Below are 16,997 nucleotides of genomic sequence, written 5' to 3'. Positions count from 1 at the left end.
CGTGAGGCATCTCGCGCGCGTCGCGTCGCTATTCGTTCTTGCCGCGTTGACGACGACGATGATGTCGGTTCGGGCTGCTGCCGCATCTGCGCCGCAAGTGCTGACGCCAAGGTCCGTCGTGACATCTGGTGACGCCACGTTCCCCGGGGCGGGGACCGAGACGTTGCCGAATGGCGTCGTGCTCGCGACGCAGGGGTCGGCGGAGACGCCGATCGTGAGCGTCAACGTCTTCCTGCCGGCAGGTGCGGCGCAACAGCCGCCCGATCGTGGCGGCATTGCGGGTCTGACCGCGGCCGTCGTTCTCGGAACGCGTGTGGACGGCGGTAAGACGCTATCGCAGGCGGCTTCAGACGCCGGCGCTTCTCTCTCATACACGATCGATCCCGAAAACACGCGCTTCTCGCTCGAATGCAAAGCCGACGACTTGGCGCGCCTGATGAATGGGCTCGGCGCGGCGTTGAGAGCGCCCGACGCATCCGCGCTGCCCGAAGCGCGCAAAGCGGCGCTCCAGTCGGCGCGCGACGCGATAGCCGATCCATCGATGACCGTGTACGCGATGGTCAAGCAGTCGGAGTTCGCCGGCACCGGCTATGCGACGCTCGATCAAGGCTCGCCGACGGCATTGGCCTCGACGACCGCCTCGGATGTCGAGGCCTTCGCCGGACAGTACCGGCACGGTCACGGCACGGTCGTCGCACTGTCCGGCGACGTGACGCCGGCGGGCTACGATGCGGTGCGATCGGCGTTCCTTGGTTTTGCGCCGAACGAGGCGCCGCGCGGCGCTGCGCCGCCTAAGATCCGGGCGAACGAGCTCGTCGCGCACAGAGCCGTCGCGGCGCCGTGGGTCGCGGTCGGTTTTTCGGTGCCGTCGCAATTCTCGTCCGATTTCCCCGTCATGCTCGTCATCGAGGCGCTCTTGGGCCGCGGCGGCGACGTCCATTCGTTTTCGTACGGATCGGCCGCACAGCTGCCGGCAGGCTTTGTCGGCGGATACTATCAGTACGAGGCGGAGCCGGGCATGCTCGTCGAGTTCTACAACGGCGTCGACATCGTCAGCGAACTGCGCACGCTCAACGCCGGCGTCTCGCGGTTGCGGACTTCGACGCTGCCCGCAGCACTAATCAATGAGGCGAAATCATCGGCCGAGGGGACGTTCTTGACGTCGATCGCAACGCTCGACGATCAGTCCTGGCTTCTCGGGCGCTCGGTGTTGTCGCCGTCAGGTATCCTGTTCGAGAATCAGTTGCCGGCGCGGATCAAAGCCGTGACGCCGGCCGACGTTCGCCGCGTCGCACAGAAGTATCTCGGAACGCAGACGCTCGCGCTCGTCTCGCCTAACCAGGCCGGTCCTTAGGGCTTTGCCCGTGGGCGTCGCGTTCGTCCACGACTTCTTGACGCAGTTCGGCGGCGCCGAGCGCGTGCTTCTCGAACTGCGGCGGCTCTATCCCGACGCCCCGCTGTACACGACCATCTACGAGCCCAAGGCGTTTTCCGGGGCCTTCGACGGCGTCGACGTTCGGACGAGCTGGCTGCAGCGCGTGCCCATCCGCCGGCGCGATTTCCGTGCCTTGCTTCCGTTGTATCCGCGCGCGGTCGAATCGTTCGATCTGTTTGGTTACGACCTCGTCATCTCGTCGACGACGTCGTTCGCAAAGGGCGTTCGAACGGCGCCAGGTGCGCTGCACGTCTGCTACATGCATACGCCTGCGCGATTTCTTTGGCGCGAAGAGGGTCACGCCGCCGACGTCGTGCCGCGATGGGCTCGTCCGTTGTTCGCGGCCGCCGTGCCGGCGCTGCGGCGTTGGGATCTCGCCGCTGCAATGCGCCCGACGAGGATCGTCGCGAACTCGCACAACGTCGCCGGCAGGATCCGCGAGATCTATGGGCGCGACAGTGACGTCGTGCCGTGTCCGGTGACGCTCGATCATTTCGCGCCATCGGACGAGCCGCCAGAACACTACCTCGTCGCGGCGCGATTTCTCCCGTACAAGCGCGTCGATCTCGCGATCGAGGCGTGTGAAGCGATGAAGGCGCCGCTCGTCATCATGGGCGATGGTCCCGACGAAGCGCGTCTGCGCAGTCTTGCCGGACCGATGACGCGCTTCGCCGGCCGCGTTGATGATGTCGAGCGTCGACGATTGTTCGCACGTGCGCGCGCCGTCATCGTGCCGGGCACCGAAGATTTCGGTCTCGTGCCGATCGAAGCGGCGGCATCGGGCCGCCCGACCGTCGCATTCGCAGGCGGAGGGGCGCTCGAAACCGTCGTGGAAGGCGCGACCGGGATATTCTTCCGCGAGCCGACCGCACAAGCGCTTAGCGATGCGTTGCGCGCGGCATCGCGGCTCACGCTCGATCGATCCGCCCTCACGTCACACGCGAAGAAGTTCTCGCCCGAGCGCTTCCGGCGCGACATGCAGGCGTTGATCGACCGCTACCGGACGGAAACGAAGCCGACGTGAATCGCAAGCGGCGCTTGCCGGAGATCGACCTCGACAAGCTTGCGCTGACGCACATCGACGAGCGGCCGTCGAAGGTCTCGAAAGATTCGCTCGCGACGCCGCCACGTGCCGGCGATTCGTTCGAGCAGTTCTGGCGCGGCCTTCCGGATATTCTCGCGGCGTCGGACCTGCGCGCGTTGGTCGGCCAGCTCGCCGACGCGAATCGCGCGGATAAGACGATCGCCGTCGGCATCGGCGGACACGTCATCAAGACCGGTCTGGCGCCGGTCCTCATCGATCTCATGCGCGACGGCATCGTCAATGCGGTCGCGAGCAACGGCTCCGTCTGCATCCACGACGTCGAACTCGCGATCGCGGGCAAGACGTCCGAGGAGGTCGACGTCGCGCTGCGTGACGGATCGTTCGGCATGTCGGCAGAGACGTCGGATTTCATCCTTGAAGCGATCGCTCGCGCGGGTCCGAAGGTCGGACTCGGCCGCGCGCTCGGCGACGCGCTGCTCGCGCGCAAAGCGCCGTACGCGGAGACGTCGATCCTCGCGCAAGGCGCAGCGCTCGACATCCCGGTGACCGTCCACGTCGCAGTCGGGACCGACATCATCCATATGCATCCGCAGGCGGATGGCGCGGCGCTCGGTGCGGCGACGCTGTTCGATTTCAGGACGTTCACGCGCGTCGTCGCAGCGCTGACCGACGGAGGCGCGTACCTGAACTGGGGATCGGCCGTCATCATGCCCGAGGTGTTTCTGAAGGCTCTGTCGGTAGCGCGCAATCTCGGCTTCCGCGGTCAGTTCGTCACGGCGGATTTCGATTTCATCCGGCACTATCGCCCTCGGACGAACGTCGTCCACCGGCCGCATCTCGACGGCGGGCGAGGCTACATGTTCACCGGCCACCACGAGATCATGATCCCCTTGTTGGCGGCCGGGTTGCGTCTGGCCCTGCGATGAGCCTTCGCTACGCGCCCGTGACGATCGCGCTCGTCGTGATCAATATTCTGGTGTATGGAGCGGATCAGCTATCGCCGCAGTACGGCGATTCCGGCGTGCATCGCCTCATGTTCCTAGGCGCGATCATCCCGGAGCTCGTCGCGCGCGGGGAATACTACCGGATCGTCACCGCCGGCTTCTTGCAGTTCAACCTGCAGCACATCGCATTCAACATGTACGCAATGACGCAGGCGGGCATGGTCGTCGAGAACATCTGGGGCAGCGGACGCTTCGCGATCATCTATTTTAGCGCGCTCATCGCGGGCGGCATTGCGGCATACGAGTCGACGATCCACACCGCCGACATAACGGCGGGTGCGTCAGGCGCGATCATGGGTTTGTTCGGCGCGATCTTCGCCCTCGGGTTAAGAGTGCCGAGGCTGAGAAGGACGCTCGTCGGTTGGGCGCTTTTCCCGATACTGGCGACGCTGGCGGTCGGCTTCACACAGCCGGGAATCTCAAATGCCGGGCATATCGGCGGCGTCATCGCGGGCGCGATCGTCGGATTCGCCTTGCCTGCGACGCGGCTCCGCAAGGATGACGTAGAAGAAAGCGCCTAGGACCTACTCGGAGTCCGAACCTATCGTCGCGGCCAACTGGGCTCGCGATCGCAGCCCGAGCTTCGCGAGCATGTTCGAGACGTAGTGCTCGACCGTCTTCGTGCTCAAACCGAGTTGCGCGCCGATCTCGGCATTCGTCTTGCCGGCGCGGATGAGCGATGCGATGCGCACGTCAGATCCGGTGACCGCGAGCTTCGAGCGCGGGCGGTGCCGCGGCCGCAGGCCGATCCCACGCGCTTTGCGTCGGATCGACTCGGAGGCGATCTGTGCTCCCATCTCGTCGAGCTCGCAGATAGCGGTGTTGATGAGATCACGATCGGCTTTTGCCAAACCCGCCGTCGCCTTGAGGTACGCCGCACGGAACCGTTCCTTCGACGTACGGGCCGCATCGAGCAGCGATGTAACACCCTCGTCGATGCACCCATCGGCTATGAGGGCGTAGCCTTCGATCTCAGCGCGTAAGCTCGCACCCAACGGCCAACCGCGCTCGAATCCCTTCATGGCGGATTCCCGCACCGAATGCAACTCTTTGATGCGGCCTAGCTGATAGAGCACCCGCGCCTCACCAGCCTTGGCGCGAACGTCGGTGCCCTCAGGTTCGAACCGGTCGACCCAGGCGACACCAACCCCTTCGTAACAGCCGAGCGCTGAATCCAGATCGTCCGACATCTCGAACACGCGGCCCGCGACGAATTGGATCGCTCGAAGCCAGCGATCCGACACGTCATAGCGTTGTATCTCGCTGACGATCCGAAATGCATCGACGAATTTTCCTAGCATCGAGTACGTCAGCGCGAGAGAACACCCGGCCTGGACACGAAGCGTCTTGCCGCCATTGTGCGCGTCTATGTACGCGACTTCGCCTGCTAGCAAGGCCTCCTCGAGCGCGCCTCGATCCTTGAGCGCCGTCGCAAGATTCAAGCGCAGGTGTGCGGCGACACGCGGCAGCTTCGTGCCGCCGACTTCGAGACCTCGGCGGCACCAGGACTCGTAGGCCTGGCGGTCGCTTCTAAGATCCGACACGTAGCAACACTTCAGGCAGGCCTGAGCAAACTCGCTTGTAAGTCCATGTGCAATGGCGGTTTCTGCGGCCTCCGCAACTTCCACCATGCCCCTCTCCGGGTCTCCCCGCCTCGCTCGGACGACGCCCATCCACGACTTGAGCTGAACGCGATCTCGCGACGGCGTCGACGGCGAAAGGGCCGAGACCCCCATCGAAAGCAGTTCCTCAGCGGCGCGCGACTCGCCTGACCGGTCAGCGACGGCGCCCGCAACCCGGTAGAGCCGTGGTAGCGCCTGCGGCGCTGCGACACGTGCGTCATCGATCGCGAATCTCAAAAACTCTAACGGCACGACTGTGTCGTCGGAGCCCTCGAACACGGCCTCGGCAAATCTGCCTCGCATCTCCGCGCGCAACTGCGGTGCCAGCCGGTCTGACAACACCTCCACGCGACCGATCATCTCAAGCGCCAATTCAGTCTCGCCCGCCAATGCCACGATTGCCGCGAGCCCGGCGTTCGCCTGAGCAGACACGTCTGATTTATCGCCGGCGCGCGCAACGGCGCCTTCGAGCGCTGCCCTCGCTTCCACGCAATCAGCTCTGTCGATCATTGACAGACCGTGATGGAGCAGTGCTTCCGCCGCCTCGTTCCCGAGGCCAGCACCATCCAAGTGAAAGACGCGGCGCCAGGTGTCGGTGCAAAGCTCGGCCATTACGCGGTGAAGGCGGGTTCGTTCCTCAGACGGCGTCCAAGCGTAGCAGGCACGCCTGAGCAAGTCGTGGCGGAACTGGACGCCCAACGGCGATGTTTTCGCGATAAAGCGAGCTTCGAGTTCTGCGACGAGGGAGTTCATAGATTCCGGGAGCCCGCACAACTGGCTCAAAGTACCTAACGGGGCGGCTTCGCCGATCACCGCCATCGCTCGTGCTACCCGAAGTTGACCATCGGAAAGCGATTGGATACGCTCGGCCAACAATGCGTTTAGTCCGGCCGGCTGCGTCGTTTCACCCGCTACAGCGGCGACGACTAGTTGCTCAGTATACAGTGGATTGCCACCAGATAGTGCGTAGAGCTCACCGATCGCCGCCTCATCGATCGGGTGATCGAACGCGTTGGCTACGAACGACCGAAACTCGGCGATCCCGAACTCGCGAAGGCGCAGGACCTCGCTGATTCGCATCTGGGCGAGCCGGACCGCCAGTCGCTCGCAACGATCGTCGCCGATCCTCGCCGCGACGTGCCAGCGAATCGGCGCATTCCTAAGGCGGTCCGCAAGATACGCGATGCCGTCTAGGGTTTGGTCGTCAGCCCAGTGCGCGTCATCTATTTGGATCAGCAACGTTCCAGAAGCGGCCTCACGCTCAAGCTGATCCCTGATCACGACGAGGCGCCCACCCTCACTCGGGCGTTCCCACTCGCGCGGTCGAGGGCTGCCGCTCCGCAGATCATTTGCGACGGCGAGTAGAGGCTCCAGAGGGATCGTTCGAGCGCTTGGGTGGCACGAGACCATCGTAGAGGACGTGCGCCCCCGACGCGCCGCCTCTAGAAGCAACCGAGTCTTTCCGCCGCCGGGCTCTCCAAACACGATGGTGACCGGCGGCCAGGAACAGCGGAGTGCCGACAATTCCTCGACGCGCCCCACGAACGTATCCGGGCGCACACTAGAACGCCGCAGGTCGATAAGAGTGGGGACTTTCCCGGTGACCGCCATCAAAAGCCAGCCTATGCTAGAGAAAGACTGTTGCTAATCATTGCTTGCAGCCGTCCTAGAAAAGGTGATTGTTATGCGTCCGAGCATCCTCCTCCGGGCCGTCGCCGGCCTGGCACTGGCCGCCATCCTGAGCGGTTGCGGATCCGCTGCTACGCCGTCGCCCGGAAACAACATCCATTGGGTCAACAGCCACGACGATCCGCAGGGCCCGCACAAGTAGAGCTGGTCTCGATCGCCCTTAAGCGTCCGTTCGTCGAGCGCCATTCCCTTCGGAGCGCGTGACGCGCCTCGAGGGCCCCTATATGGACGTGGCTGCCGTGCTCCGCAGCACGGCGAGCGTCGCAGCCGCACAGCGGTCCCACGACATGTCCGCCGCGCGCCGTTTTCCCTTTTCACGAAGTTCTTGCGCGAGCGATCCGTCGGAGAGGACGCGCCCCAGTTGCGCGGCGAGCCCGCTCGCGTCGCCCGCTGGGAAGTACAAAGCTGCGTCGCCGCCCGCTTCGGGAACGCTCGCCGCATCGGAAGCGACGACCGGCGCGCCGAGCGCCATCGCCTCGAGCACCGGCAGCCCGAACCCTTCGTAGCGTGAGGGGAATGCGAACACTGCCGCGCTTGCATAGAGCGCTTCAAGTCTCTCATCGTCGACTTCGCCGGCGAAGTGGATTCGGACGCCAGCGGGGACCGACACGGATGACGCGCTCTTGCCGGCGACGACGATAGCCGTCGTCGCGCGCAGCTCCTGGGGTAACAAACCCATCGCTCGCAACAGCGTCGGCAGATCTTTGCGCGCCTCAGCTTCCCCGACGAAGAGGACGTAGCGCTGCGCTCCTGCGATGTCGACGTGCGGCGGCCTTGCGTTCAATAGATCTGCATCGACGCCAAGCGGGATCACCTCGATCCGGCCTTCGCCGACACCGAGATGTCTCACGATTTCGCCTTTCGAGAACTGTGAGTCTGTTATGATGCGCGACGCGCGAGACGCCGCGTGAAGGAACGGCTCTTGCCGGTGCTGTGCGAGCGCCGGGTCGTCGGCAGGTGCGTCGACGAATGGCCAAACGTCATGGATAGTCGCGACGTCGCGGCAGTCGGTGCGGAAGAAGATGCCGTTCCACGGGTGCCAGACGACGTCGAAACCGTGGCGCCGCGCGTAGGAACGATTCGCGACCGCGACCCGAGCAAGGCCGAGCGCGGCCGCCAGCCGCTTCGTCAGCATGCCGGGAAACGGGTGGGAGACGAGCAGCGTCAGGTCGACGTCGCCGTCGTTTGAAAGCCAGCGACGAAGCAGCGCCCGGACGTAGCGCCCGATGCCGCGTCGGTCGTGCAAGAGATTGTCCGCATCGACGCCGATCCGCAAACGCGGACTCGTTTCGTCAGGCCGCGAGCGCACGACCGAAAGCCTCGAGCGTCCGCTCGGCACAGAGATCGACCGTCATCGACGCGGCACGTGCGCGACCGGCCTCCGACAACCGCCGCGACAGGTCGACGTCGGTGAGCGCCCGTTCGAGCGCGGAAGCAAGCGCAGCTGCATCGCCGGCAGTGAAGATCAAAGCTGCATCGCCGGCGGCTTCTTTGACGGCAGGCGCGTCGGACGCGATGACCGGCACGCCGTAGCTCATCGCCTCGAGGACGGGCAGACCAAAGCCCTCGTAGCGCGACGGAAAGACGAACGCCGATGCACCGGCAAACAAGGAAGCAAGTCGCCCGTCGCTCACCTCGCCGAGGATGTCGAAGCGAACGCCGGGCGTGGCAAACACATCAGCCATCGTACGCTGTTTTTTACCCGCGACGACGAAAACAATCGACGATCGGAGCGACTGAGGTAGTAGCGCCGCCGCGCGGGCGAGCGTCGCGACATCCTTTCGCGCCTCCGTCTCGCCGACAAAAAGGACGTATCGATCGCCGCTCGGCAAGCGGGCAGGCGCGACGTCGTCTATCGTCAGTCGCGCGACTCCGTGCGGGATGACGTCGATGCGCGCGCGATCGATCTTCAGCCGCTCGACCATCTCGTCTGCGGTGAACCGGGATACGGCGATGAAGCGCGTCGCCGACTCGACCGCGCGCAGATAGTGGCTCTGCTCGCGGTCACGCTTGCGCTGTTCGTCGGCAGGCGATACGAACGGCCAGAGATCATGGACCGTGACGACCGAAGGCAGCGTCGTCGTCCACGTCATGCCGTTCCACGGATACCAGACGAGTTGAACGCCAAACTTGCGCGCATCAGCTTGGCGAATCGCCGAGATATCGGCGACGCCTGTCGCGTCGCGCAGCCGCGGCTCGACGAGCCGCGGGAAGAGATCCGGCACGAGGAGCACGAGATCGACGCGCGGTCGGAAGCGTTTGGTCCACGCATCGATGAGGCCGCGGACGTAACGGCCGATGCCTCGGCGGTCGCGAACGATGTTCGACGCGTCGATGCCGACGCGAAGCTCTGCGCTCAGGTCGAGAAGCCCGGCAGCATGCCGGAGCTCGGCGGTGTGCCGGCAGTCGCGGGCTGCGCGCTAGCGTCCGGAACAGCTTCGGAATAGCGGGCGTGATCTTGCTGGCCGGCTGGCGGGTTAGAATCGGTGACCGGACCGTCGAGTCGCACGACTGTGACGCCGACGAGGGACGACGCGCGCGCCTCGAGCGCGTCGCGATGGGTGAAGAACACGATCTGCTGGCCGGCTCGCGCGAGCGTCGCGGCTTGGATGAGCGCGGCTTCTGCTCGAACGTCGTCCGCATTCGCGAGCGCATCGTCGACGAGGATCGGCACTCGTTCGCCGCTCCCGAGCGTCGTCGCGAGCGCGGCGCGCAAGGCGAGCTGAAGCTGTTGGAGCGTGCCGGTCGAGAGAACGGACGCGTCTTGCGTCGTCGCGGTCTCGGGCACGCGGACGCGGACCGCGAAGTCGGCGGGATCGATCCACGCCTCGGCATAGCGTCCGCCGGTCATCGCTGCGCCGAGCTTACCGACGGCGTCGTTGAGAGGCGGCGTGAAATCGCGGTGGACGATGTCCTTCACGCGCTCGATCTCCGCGCTTGCGGTTTCCAGCGCGAGGCGAACCGCTCGCAGGCGATCGCGTTTGGCCGCAGCCGACTGGGCCCGCTCTTCGAGTTCCGCGACCGGTACCGGATGATTACGCTCGAATTCAGCGTTGCGGCCACGCGCGGCGTCAAGCGCGCGCTCGACGATCCGTTGTTCGCTCTCAAGCGCCTCGAGTTCCGACGTTAAGTCGGCCTCCGAACGATCCGCGAACTCGCCCGCATCGCCGCCGCTCGCGGCTTGCACCGCGCATCGATCGGCATCGTCTTCGAGCGCATCGATCGTCGAACCGCCGAGCGCACGCTCGAGTTGGGCGCGAGCGTTGCCGGCTGCTGCATCCGCGTGCGCAGCGAGCTCGTCGGCGCCTCGCAGTTGCTTGTACGAGGCGATGCGACCGTCGATCGGCCCCGGCGCTATCGAAAGGTGATCGAGCAGCGCATCGAGCGCGCGTTTGCGCTCTTGGGCCTGCGCGGCTGCGGTTCGCCGGTCGCGCTCGATGGCGTCGATGTCGTCGAGGCGCTGGGAGAGCGCATCGCGTCGCTGACCGAGGATGCGTGCCGCCTCGCTCGCACCGTCACGCGCGACGCGAACCTTCTCGATCTCGAGCTGCGCCGTTCGCGCCGCTCGCACTGCGGCGACGTTCGGACATCCCACCGCTCGGCAGCGGGCGGCAAGCGCCGCAGTCGCCCGGTCGTTCACGTGGCCGGCTTCTTCGGCCGCTGTTTGCGCGTCGGCGATCGTCTGAGCACGGCGACGATTCGCCCCGCTGAACATGACCGCGAAGAAAATGCCGACAGCAGCGAGCGCGACGCCGCCGAGCGCAAACCCGAGCGCGTGTGTGACGAGCCAGACGGCCAAGAACGCTCCCGACAGTACAAACCCGACCAATGCGCCCAGCGGCGACGGTCGCTGTAGCTGGCGCGCGATCGCTGCGGCGGTCTCGAGCGTCCGCGCGCGGCTCTCCGCTGCGTCGGCCTCGTCCGCTTCGTGTTCGAGCGTTGCGAGCGTGTCCGCCGAGATCGCGGGCCGATCTTTCGCGGCTGCTTCGTGCGTCGCAAGCGTTTCGTCGAAGCGCGCGACGGCCGCGCGCTTCTCGATGAGCTCGTTGCCGGCGACGTCGACGTCGTGCCGCAGCGCGGCGCGATCGGCGGCGCGGGCGACCGATCGAGCGGTCGTGTCGGCCTCCGACTGCTGGGCGGCGCGCAACGCTTCGACGGCGGTTTCGATGTCGTCGCGCCGCTCGAACGCGCCGGGCGATCCTGAGTCGACGGCGCGACGCTCGTCGAGCGCGGCATCGAGACGCCGCCTCGCTTCGGTGGCGTCGGTGATCCGGGAACGCAAGCTTCGAAGTTTGACCGCCGCGAGGGCGGCCGCGCACCGGGATCTTCGCGCAGCGAGATCGTGAGCGCGCTCGGTTAGCTCGGCCTGCTCGCGAATCGTCTCCGAAAAGGTGGCCCGGTCCTCACGAAAGCGGCGGAGATCGGCCTCGGCGTCGTCGGCCTCTCGGCTCGCCTTGCCGAGCGGCGTGTTCGCGCCGGTCAGGCCGATCGAATTGCGAGCCTCTTCGAGGCGCTCGATCGCCTCCTTCGCGCTGGCGTCGCCTGCCGAACCGATGATCTCGGCGAGGCGCTCCGCGAGCGCCTGCGATGCCGCCTCGTCGACGCCGATATCGCTCGCGCTCAACACCGCTGCCGAACGAAAGACTTCGAGCGGGATCTGAAGCGCTTCTTGGCCGGGCGCCGCCGACTTGTTGCCGCTGAGCGCCGGCATCATGCGCCGCGTGACCGCGTCGACCGTTTCGGTCGGTACGTCAGCGCGCGCGAAATCGCGCGAGACCTCGAACGTGCGGCCATCGTCGAGACGGTACGCGAGCATCGCCGCGAAGCGGCCGTTGCCGGTCCAGGGCTCGTAACGCGTACGGAACTTATTGTGGTGCGCCTCGGGAAAGCCGAAGAGCATGCGTAGTATGCACTCGACGATCGTCGACTTGCCGGCTTCGTTCGGCCCGTAGACGACCGTGAGGCCGTCGCCGAATCTCAACGAAAGATCGCGGAGACGGCCGAAACCGGCGATGACCAGGCGCTCGAGCTTCACGCCGGGATGCTTTTCCGTGCGAACGCGAGCATCCCGTAACGCAAGGCGTCTTCGAGCAGCGGGCGTTCGGTCGCCGGCGCGGCGGCGATCCGCTCGCGCATCGTCCGGACGAAGTGCGCGCGAACGGTCCGCCCTTCGCGCGCGGCGGCATCCAGATCGATTGCGGCGCTTCCGTCGACGATCCGTGTGCCCGGGAAGCGCTCGGCGAGGTCGGCTTCGAGCGCGGCCGCGTCGAGCTCGAGCGACCCTTGCGCCGCGCCGCCAAGCCGCACGCGGCAATACATAGCGCCGTCGCCGGCGCTTGCGGACGCCAGTCGGTCTTCGACCGCTCGCGCGAGCTCCGCCCGATCGCCATATCGCGTGATGTCGACGTCGACGTCGACGTAGCGCACGCGGTTGACGTCGATGAAATCGGGCGAAACGCGACCGTTCTCGACAGTCACGAGCGAGGCGGTATGTCGACCGTCCTGCGCGACCGTATGCGGTTCGAGCGAACCCGGGTAGGCGTAGCGCGGTGCCTGGAGCATGCCGTGGAAGTGGCCGACCATCGCGTAGGCCGCGCCCGTCCGTTCGATCTCGGCGCCAGAGAACGGCGCGACGCCGTCCTTGTCGGGCGGCATGTGGTCGCGGTCGGATCCGTGGAAGAGAAGAAGATGCGTTCCCGGCCCTTCACAGGTGAAATCGCCGATCGCCGGATCTCGATCGATCCCATGCTCGTGGCCGAAGCCCCATAGCGTGAGCCCGTCATCGAGCGTCGCCGACGCGAACCGCCGGCGGCCGAAGATCGTGACGTTATCCGGAATGTCGCCCATGCGCTCGTACATAGAAGCTGGCGTGTGAGGGTCGTGGTTACCCGGGCTGATGAAGACGCGGATAGGCGCGAGATCGCCGAGAACGCGTCGCAGATAGGCGGCGCGGTCGCTGCCCGCGCGTCCGTCTTCATATAGATCGCCCGCGATGCACAGCGCGTCGACGCGACGCTCCTTGGCGAGCGCGAGCGCACGCTCGAACGCCGCGCGCAGCTCCTCTCGATGCCGTTTTCCGAGGGCTGCATCGGCGCCCGCGAACGCCATGTCGAGGTGCACGTCTGCGATGTGCAGGATGCGATACGGCACGCTCACTCCATCTCTAGCGTCAGCTGGGCGCCGGAGGAAGGCTTCGTCGTAGGGCTAAACCGACGCCCGGTGCTGACCGCCGCCCAGCTCTTCGGCGCGCTCCTCTTGCTCGTCATCGCAAGCGACTCGTTTACGAACGCGGTCGAATGGTTCGCGTCGCTCCGCGGTCTGGCGCGCAACGCGGCCGGCGCGATCGTCGCGGCGATCGGGTCGTCGCTGCCGGAGACTATGGTTGCGATCGTCGCGCTCGTCGTCTTGCACGACGCGCGCAGCCAGGCGGTCGGCATCGGTGCGGTCCTCGGCGCGCCCTTCATGCTATCGACGGTCGTCTTCTCGGCCGTCGGCGGCATCGCGTTCTTCCGCCACTCCATCTATGAGAAGACGGGTGGTTTCCTCGCGGTCGAGCCGCGTAACGCGATCGTCGGTCTCGCCCTGTTCGTCCTCACTTTTGCGTTCGTCGTCGGTGCTTCCTTTGCTCCGACTCCGGCGGTGCGGATCGGCGCATCGATCGCGGTCATCATCGCGTATTTCGTCTATCTGCGCTATCATTTCCGTCACGGCGACTCCGGCGTCGAAACGCAACCGCCGCCGCTCCGCTTCTCGCCACGTGCGGTCAAGCCGCCGATGTGGATCGTGCTCGTGCAGATGGCGATCGCCCTTGCCGTCACCGTACTCGCCTCTCACTGGTTCGTGTCATCCGTCAGCGGTGTGTCCGCGATGGTCGGCATCCCACCGCTCGTCGTTTCGCTATTCTTGAGTCCGGTCGCGACGGAACTCCCCGAAGCGATGAACGTCGTCCTGTGGATGCGGCGCAAAGAGGATGAACTCGCCTTTGGCAACGTCATCGGTGCGATGATGTTCCAGACCTCGATCGCATCGGCCATCGCGATGCTGGCGTCGCCATGGCGCTTGGATTCACATGGCTATGCTGCGTGCGCGGCCGCCTTTGCGGCTGTGCTCCTCGTGTTGATCGCCACCCTGGTTCGCCGGCGCCTCAGCAGCATCGCTCTGCTCGCGTGCGGCATCTTCTACGCGGGTTATCTCGTCTTCGCCGCCATCACGCATTGATGCCGTCATAGAAGACTGGGAGCGGTCGAGATTTATCTCGACCGCCGCGGTCTCACAAAATGAGCCAGGGAGCGGTCGAGATTTATCTCGACCGCCGCGGTCTTGCATTGAAGAACGGCCCTCAGGTCGCGAGCTTCGGGAACACGTAGACCAGCACGAGCGAAAACGTGTTGAACGTCGCGTGTGCTAACACGTTCGGCCACAGCGATCCCGTGCGCCGGTAAAGCAGCGCGAGACCGGTGCCGACGACGGCGAGCGGCACGATGCTCCACGGGTCGAGGTGGGCCGCTCCGAAAATGACACCGCTGATCGCAGCTGCCCAATAGAGCGGCAGCCGCTGCGCAAGTCCGGCGAAGATGACTCCTCGGAACAACAGTTCTTCGGCGAACGGCGCGATCACGCCGACCGAAAGGAAATCGAAGATGAAGCTCACACCGCCTTTGTGCGTCTTGAGTATCTCGGCGACGGCCTGGGGGTGCTGGCCGACGACCCTCGTTTGACCGGCGGTCACGAGGTCGGCGACGAGCACGAGTGCGAGGCCCGCAGCGACCCCGAGACCGAGCTGAGCGCCGGTGGTCTTGACGCCAAGCCCGAGCGCGCGGCCCTTCGCGTTGAGGAACGCGGCAGCGAAAATGAGTGCGAAGATGACCATGAAGCCGTCGCCGGCGATGGCGAACCAGAAAAGATTCTCAGCGGAACTGATCTGGATGGTCCACTGCTGGACGAGTTCCGTGAGGTTCGGCGGCGGCGGCTGCTCCGTGAAAAGCCGAACCGCTTCGGGATGTGCGCGCAGCAGGACGATGACGAACGCGACGACCTGCGCGATGGCGAACAGCGCGTAACTGAAGCAGCCGACGAGCCCACAGCCCGCGGCTGACCACTCCGATTTCAAAAACGGAGGACGTTCCTCGACGGTCTCTTGCATGCCGCTACATTGTCGCCCGCGCGGCGAAGTCCCTAGACGATATCGATGCGCGCCGTCACGAGTGCATTCGAAAGCCGCTTGAAATCGTCGAGCGACAGCCGCTCGCCGCGGATCTGGGGCTCGAGTCGTGCGGCCGCGATGGCTTGCTCGATGGATCGCCGGACTCGCTCGTCCTTTTCATCCCCTGACTTCGACCGGACCGCTGCGAGGATGCAGTTGGCGAGCGTCTTGCGTCGCTGCGAAAACGCCGCGCGTATCGTCTTGAGAAGCACTCGTTCGTCGTCAAGGCCGGCGGCTCGATCCGCCCGCGGCGTCAGGCGGACGACCGCCGACGACACGGTCGGCGCCGGATAAAAACCCGCTGCGCCGACGTCGAATATCTTCTCGACCGAACAGTGGTAACCGACGAACACGGTGAGGCTCGAGTAATCGGGCGTGCCCGGTACGGCCGTCAAGCGGCGTGCGTATTCGCGCTGTACCATGAGCACGGCCGACTCCCATGAGTCGACGGTATCGAGGATTTTCTCTATGAGCGGCGTCGTTATGTAATAAGGAAGATTGCCGCAGACGGCGCGCGGCGGGTTTTCGGGCCGCAAAGCGCCGGCAAAATCGAATTCGAGCGCGTCGTCTTCGACGAGCCTCACGTTCCCCACGCCCGCGAAGCGCTCGCGCACGATCGCAGCCAGACCCCTGTCGATCTCGATGGTCGCGACTCGCCGTGCGCGTTGCGCAAGCGCGGCGGTCAGCGACCCCGTGCCCGCGCCGATCTCGATGACGAATGCATCCGCCGGCAACGCGTCGGCGACGCGAGCGGCGAAGCGTGGATCGACGAGGAAGTTCTGTCCGAGACGCTTGCGCACGTGCAGGCCATGCGCAGCGAGCAACTGTTTCGGTGAACCAAAGGACGCGCCGTCATCCGTCATCGCGGCGGCGCGTTCGACGGCGCGGCGTGCGCTACCGCTTGAGGATGTAGACCTGGACCGGCCGGCGACCGAACTCCATGGCACGCGAGTACGAGTCCATGCACAGGTCGATACGGTTGCCGACGATCGCACCGCCGGTGTCGGCCGCGAGCGCGATGCCGTAGCCGGGCACGAAGAGCTTCGTGCCGAGCGGGATGACACGCGGATCGACGGCGACGACGCCTTCCTGCGCGAGGATGCCCGTCGCGGTGTAGCCGGTCGGTGCGGCGGTTGCGGTATCGGCGGTGTATGCCGTCGCGATCATCGTGATCGCCGTTCCTAACGCGACGTTCGGCATCGCCTGACGCAGCTGCGCGAGGGTCTTCGGCGTGCCGACGAGCACGACGCCGGGCGTCGGCCCATGCACGACCTCTCGCGACACGACCTGGCGATTGACGACGACGTCATCCCAGACGGTCACGCGTTCCGTCACCCATGCGACGCCGCGCGCGCCTGAGCGCAGCATCTCGCGTTCGCCGGGTGCGAGGTGCGGCGAATATCGGACCGTTGGATCCGCGTCGAAGTAGATGCGGCGCGAGTGGATCTTCGTCTCGACGTGCAGCTTCGAGACGCTTTCGGGCACGCGCGTATCGGAATCGTCGATCTTCGTCGTCGTGAGCATCGACTGTGCCGATGCGACGACGGCGCTCGTGCGCCCGGCGGCGATCGCTTCACGCGCAGCGTTCGACGTCGCGGGATCAGCGTTCGTCGATGAATACCACGTGCCGACGATGCGCGACGGATCGAAGATCGGCAGCGGTGACGTCTGGATCTTCGCGTCGGAGCGCGAGATCGAACAGGCGATGAAAAAGACGGCGATGATGCCGCCGATCTGCGATGCCGGCCGTCGCGCGGCGCGTAGCGCCGGTGCGAGATGCTTCGCGGCATAGTTCAAGCGAGGAGATCGAAATGGGGTCAAATCGTGCAATGCTCCGTAGGTCTCGACATGCGGCGGCGTATTCGCCGAGCGGCTTTTTTTGAAAGCGGCAGCGCATTTTCGGCTGCGTCGGGACTCAGGTCAGGTTCGCGTTTTGTCGGGTTAGTTGCGAACGCTACAGAATAAGAAAGGCTTTGAGTAAGCCTCGATGTGTACAGGC

The 16,997-nt window shown here is 65.6% G+C and carries 14 protein-coding genes; 6 read left to right on the top strand and 8 right to left on the bottom strand.

Features of this window, described 5'->3' with window-relative positions:
- Nucleotide 1 precedes the first annotated feature (1 nt).
- Genes VFO25_07465 through VFO25_07450 form a run of 4 tightly spaced genes read left to right on the top strand, consistent with a single transcriptional unit; the run spans nucleotide 2 to nucleotide 4,005 of the window.
- The gene (locus VFO25_07465; protein HET9342734.1) at nucleotides 2-1,354 is read left to right on the top strand and encodes an insulinase family protein; all 1,353 of its coding nucleotides are present in this window, start codon (nucleotides 2-4) and stop codon (nucleotides 1,352-1,354) included.
- A gap of 10 nt (nucleotides 1,355-1,364) precedes the next feature.
- Nucleotides 1,365-2,459 carry a glycosyltransferase gene (locus VFO25_07460; GenBank protein HET9342733.1) on the top strand — a complete coding sequence of 365 codons (1,095 nt, stop codon included), beginning with the start codon at nucleotides 1,365-1,367 and terminating at the stop codon, nucleotides 2,457-2,459.
- Nucleotides 2,456-3,406 carry a hypothetical protein gene (locus tag VFO25_07455; GenBank protein HET9342732.1) on the top strand — a complete coding sequence of 317 codons (951 nt, stop codon included), beginning with the start codon at nucleotides 2,456-2,458 and terminating at the stop codon, nucleotides 3,404-3,406. Before VFO25_07460 ends, VFO25_07455 begins: the two co-directional genes overlap by 4 nt.
- Nucleotides 3,403-4,005: a rhomboid family intramembrane serine protease gene (locus VFO25_07450; GenBank protein HET9342731.1), complete on the top strand. Its 603-nt coding sequence runs from the start codon at nucleotides 3,403-3,405 to the stop codon at nucleotides 4,003-4,005. The genes VFO25_07455 and VFO25_07450 overlap by 4 nt, the downstream gene beginning before the upstream one ends.
- 3 nt (nucleotides 4,006-4,008) lie before the next feature.
- Here VFO25_07450 and VFO25_07445 read toward each other — a convergent pair whose 3' ends face one another.
- Nucleotides 4,009-5,028, bottom strand: a complete 1,020-nt coding sequence (locus VFO25_07445; protein ID HET9342730.1) for a LuxR C-terminal-related transcriptional regulator — start codon at nucleotides 5,026-5,028, stop codon at nucleotides 4,009-4,011.
- A gap of 1,077 nt (nucleotides 5,029-6,105) precedes the next feature.
- Between VFO25_07445 and VFO25_07440 the strand changes: the two genes are divergently transcribed.
- Nucleotides 6,106-6,300, top strand: a complete 195-nt coding sequence (locus VFO25_07440) for a hypothetical protein (GenBank protein HET9342729.1) — start codon at nucleotides 6,106-6,108, stop codon at nucleotides 6,298-6,300.
- Nucleotides 6,301-7,015: 715 nt separating this feature from the next.
- On the opposite strand, the gene VFO25_07435 is transcribed toward VFO25_07440, so the two are convergent.
- The 4 genes from VFO25_07435 to VFO25_07420 all read right to left on the bottom strand — a co-directional run bounded on the left by VFO25_07435 (nucleotide 7,016) and on the right by VFO25_07420 (nucleotide 12,945).
- Nucleotides 7,016-8,071 carry a glycosyltransferase family 1 protein gene (locus tag VFO25_07435; protein ID HET9342728.1) on the bottom strand — a complete coding sequence of 352 codons (1,056 nt, stop codon included), beginning with the start codon at nucleotides 8,069-8,071 and terminating at the stop codon, nucleotides 7,016-7,018.
- Between the two features lie 16 nt (nucleotides 8,072-8,087).
- Nucleotides 8,088-9,020 (bottom strand): glycosyltransferase family 1 protein, encoded by a 933-nt coding sequence (locus tag VFO25_07430; protein ID HET9342727.1) that lies wholly within the window; start codon nucleotides 9,018-9,020, stop codon nucleotides 8,088-8,090.
- A gap of 131 nt (nucleotides 9,021-9,151) precedes the next feature.
- Nucleotides 9,152-11,830, bottom strand: coding sequence for an AAA family ATPase (locus VFO25_07425; GenBank protein HET9342726.1), 2,679 nt, complete (start codon nucleotides 11,828-11,830; stop codon nucleotides 9,152-9,154).
- Nucleotides 11,827-12,945 (bottom strand): metallophosphoesterase, encoded by a 1,119-nt coding sequence (locus VFO25_07420; GenBank protein HET9342725.1) that lies wholly within the window; start codon nucleotides 12,943-12,945, stop codon nucleotides 11,827-11,829. The genes VFO25_07425 and VFO25_07420 overlap by 4 nt, the downstream gene beginning before the upstream one ends.
- A gap of 69 nt (nucleotides 12,946-13,014) precedes the next feature.
- Between VFO25_07420 and VFO25_07415 the strand changes: the two genes are divergently transcribed.
- The gene (locus tag VFO25_07415) at nucleotides 13,015-14,013 is read left to right on the top strand and encodes a hypothetical protein (GenBank protein HET9342724.1); all 999 of its coding nucleotides are present in this window, start codon (nucleotides 13,015-13,017) and stop codon (nucleotides 14,011-14,013) included.
- 121 nt (nucleotides 14,014-14,134) lie between these two features.
- Here VFO25_07415 and VFO25_07410 read toward each other — a convergent pair whose 3' ends face one another.
- The 3 genes from VFO25_07410 to VFO25_07400 form a co-directional block, all read right to left on the bottom strand.
- Nucleotides 14,135-14,905: a CPBP family intramembrane glutamic endopeptidase gene (locus VFO25_07410; GenBank protein ID HET9342723.1), complete on the bottom strand. Its 771-nt coding sequence runs from the start codon at nucleotides 14,903-14,905 to the stop codon at nucleotides 14,135-14,137.
- A 65-nt stretch (nucleotides 14,906-14,970) separates the two neighbouring features.
- Nucleotides 14,971-15,861, bottom strand: a complete 891-nt coding sequence (gene rsmA / locus VFO25_07405) for a 16S rRNA (adenine(1518)-N(6)/adenine(1519)-N(6))-dimethyltransferase RsmA (protein HET9342722.1) — start codon at nucleotides 15,859-15,861, stop codon at nucleotides 14,971-14,973.
- A 31-nt stretch (nucleotides 15,862-15,892) separates the two neighbouring features.
- Nucleotides 15,893-16,795, bottom strand: a complete 903-nt coding sequence (locus tag VFO25_07400) for a 3D domain-containing protein (GenBank protein ID HET9342721.1) — start codon at nucleotides 16,793-16,795, stop codon at nucleotides 15,893-15,895.
- Nucleotides 16,796-16,997: the final 202 nt, after the last annotated feature.

It is taken from the genome of Candidatus Eremiobacteraceae bacterium (genome assembly GCA_035710745.1).
Lineage (GTDB): Bacteria > Vulcanimicrobiota > Vulcanimicrobiia > Eremiobacterales > Eremiobacteraceae > JANWLL01.
The sequence above is the reverse complement of the archived record's forward strand: the minus strand, read 5'-3'. Positions and strand labels throughout refer to the sequence as shown.

Excerpts from the sequence above, each read along its gene's own strand:
- VFO25_07450 (HET9342731.1), top strand. The coding sequence starts at position 3,403 with ATGAGCCTTCGCTACGCGCCCGTGACGATCGCGCTCGTCGTGATCAAT.
- rsmA (HET9342722.1), bottom strand. The coding sequence starts at position 15,861 with ATGACGGATGACGGCGCGTCCTTTGGTTCACCGAAACAGTTGCTCGCT.